Below are 6,330 nucleotides of genomic sequence, written 5' to 3'. Positions count from 1 at the left end.
TTTAAGCTCGTTCATATTGTAATTAATTGCGAAACTATTCCCTCGTTAATGGCGAAATTTTTTCGGGATAAGAGCGATACTATTTGCCGTAATTGCCTATATGAACAAGCGTGTGTATAATTCAATCATGTTTAAAAGTAGGTAATACCAATGTCTGCAAAAACCACTTTATTAAATTACAAAAAAATGATTCATGAGTTGTGTAATAACTTAGTAAAAAAAGGTATTGAGCCTAACATTCCTATGCTTTTGTCGTTGATCCCTGAAATTAAAAGCACGAGCACAGCTCATAAACACTTACTATCTTGGAAGACTATTAGGGCCCAAGAGCAAAAGGAATGGTTTGATAACAAATTTGCATTGTCATCTAACTTTGCACAAACGTTTATGGATGAATTGGCGCTAAAGGAAAAAGAGGCAGAACTACGCTATAAAAACCAATTTAATGAAGCTAATAGTCAGCGGTTAATAGCCGAGCAAGAACTATCACAATTCAAAGCTGAATATGAGGCACTGAGTCTTAAGCAAGTGGCAAGGGAAACAAGGATAGAGCTACTTGAGAGGCAGTTAATGCAGAGTCGAGAGCTTGCTAATGAAAATCAAGAAAATGATGCACAATATCAAAAAGCTCTGGAGGAACTGACTCGCACGCATTCTCTGGCCGTAAAGGAGCTAGATACACAAATTGAACAGTTGAGAACAAAAAATCTGTCTAGTAGTAGGTTGAACCAAGAACTAGTAGAAGAGCTAACTTCACAGAAAGCATTAGCTAGTGAAAGCAAGGCTCTCGCACAAACGCTAGATGAAAGAAACGCTAAATTACTCTTAAGTAATGAAGCACTTATAAAGCAGAATGAAAAAGTTAATGCAGAGCTTGAAGATGCTACCCAGGCGCTAGAAGACAATAAAAATAAAGTTAATGAACTCACCGAAGTAAAAACTGCATTACAAAACGAACTAAAAATGCTGAAAGCTTCTAATTTAGCTTTACAGGAAGAAATTGAAAATTTTGAAATTTATAATAATGATATAAGCCCTAATCACATTAATTTAAATGAGATAGCGGAATCAGAAGACAAAGATTTAACTGCGTTAAATGATGCTAATTTAGCATTAAGTAAAGAACTCGAATCTGTAAAAGCTGCACTCAAAGAGACTGATGCTAAGTTACAGGATGCTTACACGCATAAGATGAACTTGTTAGTTGAAGTAAAAAAACAGCAGACAGCTATAGATTTACTACGCAAAAGAAAGTAGAAATTAGTAAATATGATTAGTTCAATATCGGCAAATGATGACCCTCTCTGGGTTGTTTTTGGTATCGTCGCTTGTGCCGCGCTTGGCATGCTTACTCTGTGGTTTGGCAGTGTTAATACAGGTGAATTGTAGGAATGATTAAAAAGATTACTGAATGGCGGGTAGGGAACACCCTCTTCATAAGATGGTCAAATGGAAAAGTAAGTGCAGTCGGCAAATCAAATAAGTAGGTCAATAATTTCATGGTTTATATTGGAGGTATTATCAATATAAACAGTTGGTTGTAACAAATTTAGGTGTTTATTTAAATGTTTTTAATGTTGGTTTTTCTATCGGTTTTAGCAACCGGCTCTTACACATTGTCAAAGCTGATCAGTGGAGCGCTGGGCATGTTTGTCTTTTCTGTCACAGCTTGCGCGTTCTTCAGTTGGAGATATTTCACTACTGATGTTTACACCAATGCCACCAATATTTTTGAAACAACTTCAAATTCATTAAGCGAGTTTAACTTGCCAGTAGCTATTCTTACGTTTGTTGTATCTATTTTTTCGGGGTTATATTTATTTGCAGTTAAGGCCACAAGCTAATAATTTGAAGGCAGAAAAGATTGCTAATCTCAGCGCGCTTTTTATATTTATAGAGTTGTGTATAATTATTAATAGACCTGACAGGAGAAATTTATGAGTACAATTCAAATTGCGACAGCTATTGTTATAACTATTACAATATTTACACTTGCTGGTGGTTTGTATGCGTTAAAGAATAAAATTAAACACTAATCACCTTGGCGCCATACATTTTCATCTATCGCAGAAATAAATCCTGATGCCAGGATAAAACTAACAATCCTCACGAACCCATTCACATCAAGCTATCTAAACCCTTGTGCTTTATAGTTAGCATTAACAGAATTCTAATTTTCTGAAAAAATGAATTAGAACCACTATATTCGCCCTTTCTAGCTTAGTAGCCTAGATAAATAACTGTGACATAATTTAGAAACAAACTGTCCAAAAGGGTTGGTTCATGGTAGTTTTTTTATTTGTTATAATTTATTTGATTAGTCATTTATGTACTTTTTATATTTATAAAAAGTGTAATTTTATGGGTGGCCCGAACGCTGCAATTTATTTACTATCGTGTTATGTAAGTCAATTGATCATACCTTTGTTTATATTGCTACTATCCTTAATATTGTCGGGTGTGGCACACAATTTATTTGTTGCTCGAATTGCAGAGTATTTGACTGCGTGCTTAGGTTTAATTTTGTTCACCACCATTAATGTAATGATTTTTAGTGTTAAAAGTAAAAAAAATAGTTAAATTTATATTTTAAAAACTTAGGAGAATTGGCCTGAGTTTTTTATTTAAAGTTCAATTTAACATAAAAATAGGTATCGTAAATAATGATTTACAAGAGCTATTTTTGAAGTTAATGTGACCAGTATGGAAATTATAATTTTCGTACTTATAGCGTACATAAATATATTGGGCGATTTGAACTAAGGTGTTGTTAAAGTGAACAAATGTGATGTACGGGTTTAATTTCAGAGATTAACATTAAACTATTTATTTTAATTCTACTACAACAAAATACAAAGAAAGGTTCATCGTGACACGATTTGCAAAAGAGCTATTTGAAGTGCGTAAAGATTTGGCCGTTTCCAATGGCAGGCACAATAAAACAATTATCTACAAAGATGCGCAATGTCCGATATATAATTATATATTATCGCTAACCTCTGAAGCCTCTAAAGAAACTGCAGCAAGGGTTTTGAAAGCGATAGCTAAGCATATGGGCAGGGATTCAATCTATGATATTAACTGGCAAAACTTTAGCGGGGTTGCATTAAATAGTTTAATTAATAGTTTTAAGTCTAAAGGAAATTATGCACCAAAGACGATTACCTTGTACATTTCTATAGTAAAACAAGTTGTTGAGCACGCTTATTTACTTGGGTATATGAGTACGTTACAACGTGATGCCATTAAGTTCATAAAGCCAAAAGCAGGCTCGCGTAGCAAAGAATATGAGCTATTAGACCATAAAGGAGTGTGCGATTTACTCAATAAAATACAATCAGGAATAGGGGAGGATGGTGCTAAAATTGGCAATCATGTCGCTAATGTTCGTGATTATGCGTTATTTTCGATACTAACACGTTGCGGGTTGCGGAGGTTAGAAGCTGCTAGTTTAAAGGTGGGTGACGTTCGGGAAAAATCACTTCGAGTTATAGGTAAAGGCAATAAAGAGCGTAAAGTAGCTTTACACCCAGTAGTTACTGAAGCTATTAAACAATGGTTTGAAATTTATAAGTATTCTAATGAAAATGATCCTCTTTTTGTAAGTATTCTAAAAGGGGGGCACTTACAAAATAAAGCAATGAGTTCTGATGCGATATTTAAATTGTGTGTGAAATACAACGCCCCACCTCCGCATTCATTGCGCCGCAGCTATGCAACAAATCTTTACAATAATGGGGCTAATATCAAAAATATTTCGTTGTTGCTAGGTCATAGTCAAATCTCTACTACAGAATTATATCTGCATGTTGGTGAAGATGATCTATACAATGACGTCATGGATAATTTGCTCTAAATAATTATAAAAAACAGTCATTATGAAAAGTCTTTCGTTATTTCATTAATAATAGGCAAGTTAAGTTGTGGCCGTAGGTCTGCTATATAACTTGCTAGCTTGTTACGTAATGCTCGCTATAAATGTAATTGTAAGCAATGGCTTTTTTTTATAACTATTTATCTGACATTTTATTTTTTACGTACAAAGTAAGCCCTGCCGTGCTTGCCATACCTACAGCCTTGAGAATAGTCTTTGCAACTGGCGGTACCGATTCTTCTAAACACCATTTACATAAAGGTCGTGGTAGAATTCCTGATTTTGCATAATTATCGCAACCTGGCTTTAAACATACCTGTAAAAATTCCCGACACTCCTTGTTGTCGCACACGCATATATCTCTATTAAAAATTAGACCTACAACATTAACAGGCTTCATCTCCGTACTACAAAAGGAACATTTACCTTTTACTTTCGCTGATTTTACAAAATCATTATATCCATCAAACCAGTCTTGTTTATCATCCATATCTAAAATGCCAAGTAACTACAGTAAAATTAACTATAACTTATAAACGTAAATAGGCTAAACGAATATTGAAGTAATGGATCTGAATAAGTTGACTCGTTATCAATCTCTAAATTGAATTAATTGTTAAAACTAGATGCGGCACATTCCACTAAATATTCGATACCAAAATAAATGTACCAAAACTTGCTTCTCATACATTCGAGCCATAGAATAACTGTATATTCAAACAGTGGTGCTCGGTATGCAACCAATTTCAATTAAGAAATCCAATAGCTTATTTTCCCTCTCCGAATTTAAAGCTGCAGCAGGCTTTCCAAATCCTGCAGAAGATTGTTTATCCAAACCAATTAGCTTGGATACATTACTCATGGCGCGGCCAAATAGTTCTTTTTTATTCAAAGTTGCTGGGGATAGCATGATCCCTGACATTCAAGACGGCGCAATTATTGTCGTTGATAAATCCTTAAAAGCCACTACCGGTCGAATAGTGCTTGCAACACTTGATAACGAGTTTGTTGTTAAGCGTTTAAAGTTAGAGCCTGAAAACAGCAGGGCACTATTTTTAAGCTCTAACAAAGAGTACGAGTCAATCGTGGTCGAATTTGATGATGAGAATAATTGTGATGAAAATGTTATATGGGGCGTTGTGACCAGCGCTATCAGTATTTTTTAATGTGGGTTCTCTGTGATATTAACGCTGCATATGTTTCATTTATTCAGCTATTCAACCCTCAATATGACATTAATTCCACTCCGCTTGGTGTGTTAAGTTCAAACCAAGGTAATGTTATAGCGCGAAATCAGCCTATGAAAGCGCTAGGCATAAAAATGGGCGAGCCCCACTTTAGAATAAAAGAATTGATTCAAAGCAGTAATGGCCATGTGTGGGGCAGTAATTTCACTTTATTTGGTGATATGAGCAACCGGTTTCACACAGAACTAGAAGAACTAATGTTTGACTGCCACCGCTACTCAATTGATGAAAGCTTTGGTCGTATTGATTCAACCATGGCTCCAAATCCTAAATCATACGCATTACATATTAAAAATACGTTGGCTAAGAACCTGGGCATTGGTGTTGGTGTCGGTGTCGCTCATACGAAAACACTTGCCAAGTTAGCTTCTCATGCTGCGAAACTTAACGAATGGAAAGCTAAAACAAATGGGGTTGCTGTGCTCGATACACCCCTTAAAGTTGATTGGGTACTGCAAAGAGTTAAGACCAGAGATGTTTGGGGGGTAGGTTCTAAAACAGCCGAAAAGCTCTCTTCACTGGGAATAACGTCGGGATTAGAATTAAAGAATTTTAATGTAGTAGAAGCAAAACGAAAATTCGGTGTTGTTTTATCTCGAACTATACAAGAACTCAATGGTGTGAATGCAGTGGAGCTTAAAGACCTAAACGAAGGTCGCGATAGTATTTGTGTTTCTAAAAGCATGGGTAAGCTTGTTTCTGATTTAAATGAGCTTAAAAGCGCACTTTCTTCACATGTTTCAACTGGAGCTGGGAAGTTAAGACGGTTTGAGTTATTCACCAACAGCATGACAATATTTGTCTCAACGGATGTTTTTAGGTCTTCTCAACCACAGCTGAGTAAGAGCATACAAGTTAACTTGCCGTTCCATTGTGCTGACTGTGATGTGTTGATCAAATACGCAATGTTTGGCTTAAGGCAGATATATCAGGAAGGTTATTTATTCAAAAAAGTTGGTGTGATCTTCAACCAGTTATTGTCAAAGAATGACCACCAGCAACTCAATCTGTTTGTTGATTCAGGCATTTCAAACGTCAATAAAAAGACTACCGTAAGTGATGAAATTAACAGTAAATTTGGCAACAATGTTATCAGATTTGGCGTGCAGGGCTTTAAGCAGGAGTGGAAGCCCAAAGATGATTTAGCGCCAAAGAGCTACACAACAAACTTAAAAGAATTACCGGTTGCACTTGCTAAGTGATAGTACG

6 protein-coding genes are annotated in these 6,330 nt (G+C 35.6%); 5 read left to right on the top strand and 1 reads right to left on the bottom strand.

Translation table 11 applies throughout. The annotated features are described in order from the left end of the window. The first annotated feature begins 150 nt into the window (after nucleotides 1–150). The 3 genes from CXF89_RS13135 (at nucleotide 151) to CXF89_RS13120 (ending at nucleotide 3,856) form a co-directional block, all read left to right on the top strand. Nucleotides 151–1,257, top strand: a complete 1,107-nt coding sequence (locus CXF89_RS13135; protein WP_121954863.1) for a coiled-coil domain-containing protein — start codon at nucleotides 151–153, stop codon at nucleotides 1,255–1,257. A gap of 308 nt (nucleotides 1,258–1,565) precedes the next feature. Then, nucleotides 1,566–1,844, top strand: a complete 279-nt coding sequence (locus CXF89_RS13130) for a hypothetical protein (RefSeq protein ID WP_121954862.1) — start codon at nucleotides 1,566–1,568, stop codon at nucleotides 1,842–1,844. Nucleotides 1,845–2,869: 1,025 nt separating this feature from the next. After that, nucleotides 2,870–3,856: a tyrosine-type recombinase/integrase gene (locus CXF89_RS13120; RefSeq protein WP_121954860.1), complete on the top strand. Its 987-nt coding sequence runs from the start codon at nucleotides 2,870–2,872 to the stop codon at nucleotides 3,854–3,856. Between the two features lie 154 nt (nucleotides 3,857–4,010). Here the strand turns inward: CXF89_RS13120 and CXF89_RS13115 are convergent, their stop codons facing one another. Next, the gene (locus CXF89_RS13115; RefSeq protein WP_121954859.1) at nucleotides 4,011–4,364 is read right to left on the bottom strand and encodes a hypothetical protein; all 354 of its coding nucleotides are present in this window, start codon (nucleotides 4,362–4,364) and stop codon (nucleotides 4,011–4,013) included. A 244-nt stretch (nucleotides 4,365–4,608) separates the two neighbouring features. On the opposite strand from CXF89_RS13115, the gene CXF89_RS13110 reads away from it, so the two are divergent. Both CXF89_RS13110 and CXF89_RS13105 read left to right on the top strand, forming a co-directional pair. Continuing rightward, complete coding sequence (locus CXF89_RS13110) at nucleotides 4,609–5,040, top strand: LexA family protein (protein WP_121954858.1); 432 nt, start codon at nucleotides 4,609–4,611, stop codon at nucleotides 5,038–5,040. Further along, nucleotides 5,004–6,323: a Y-family DNA polymerase gene (locus tag CXF89_RS13105; RefSeq protein WP_121954857.1), complete on the top strand. Its 1,320-nt coding sequence runs from the start codon at nucleotides 5,004–5,006 to the stop codon at nucleotides 6,321–6,323. The genes CXF89_RS13110 and CXF89_RS13105 overlap by 37 nt, the downstream gene beginning before the upstream one ends. Nucleotides 6,324–6,330: the final 7 nt, after the last annotated feature.

Source organism: Pseudoalteromonas sp. MelDa3, assembly GCF_002863625.1.
Classification (GTDB): domain Bacteria; phylum Pseudomonadota; class Gammaproteobacteria; order Enterobacterales; family Alteromonadaceae; genus Pseudoalteromonas; species Pseudoalteromonas arctica.
Note: the sequence above shows the minus strand (reverse complement) of the source record. Positions and strands in the feature narration are given on the sequence as shown.

Excerpts from the sequence above, each read along its gene's own strand:
- CXF89_RS13135 (WP_121954863.1), top strand. The coding sequence starts at position 151 with ATGTCTGCAAAAACCACTTTATTAAATTACAAAAAAATGATTCATGAG.
- CXF89_RS13130 (WP_121954862.1), top strand. The coding sequence starts at position 1,566 with ATGTTTTTAATGTTGGTTTTTCTATCGGTTTTAGCAACCGGCTCTTAC.
- CXF89_RS13115 (WP_121954859.1), bottom strand. The coding sequence starts at position 4,364 with ATGGATGATAAACAAGACTGGTTTGATGGATATAATGATTTTGTAAAA.
- CXF89_RS13110 (WP_121954858.1), top strand. The coding sequence starts at position 4,609 with ATGCAACCAATTTCAATTAAGAAATCCAATAGCTTATTTTCCCTCTCC.
- CXF89_RS13105 (WP_121954857.1), top strand. The coding sequence starts at position 5,004 with ATGGGGCGTTGTGACCAGCGCTATCAGTATTTTTTAATGTGGGTTCTC.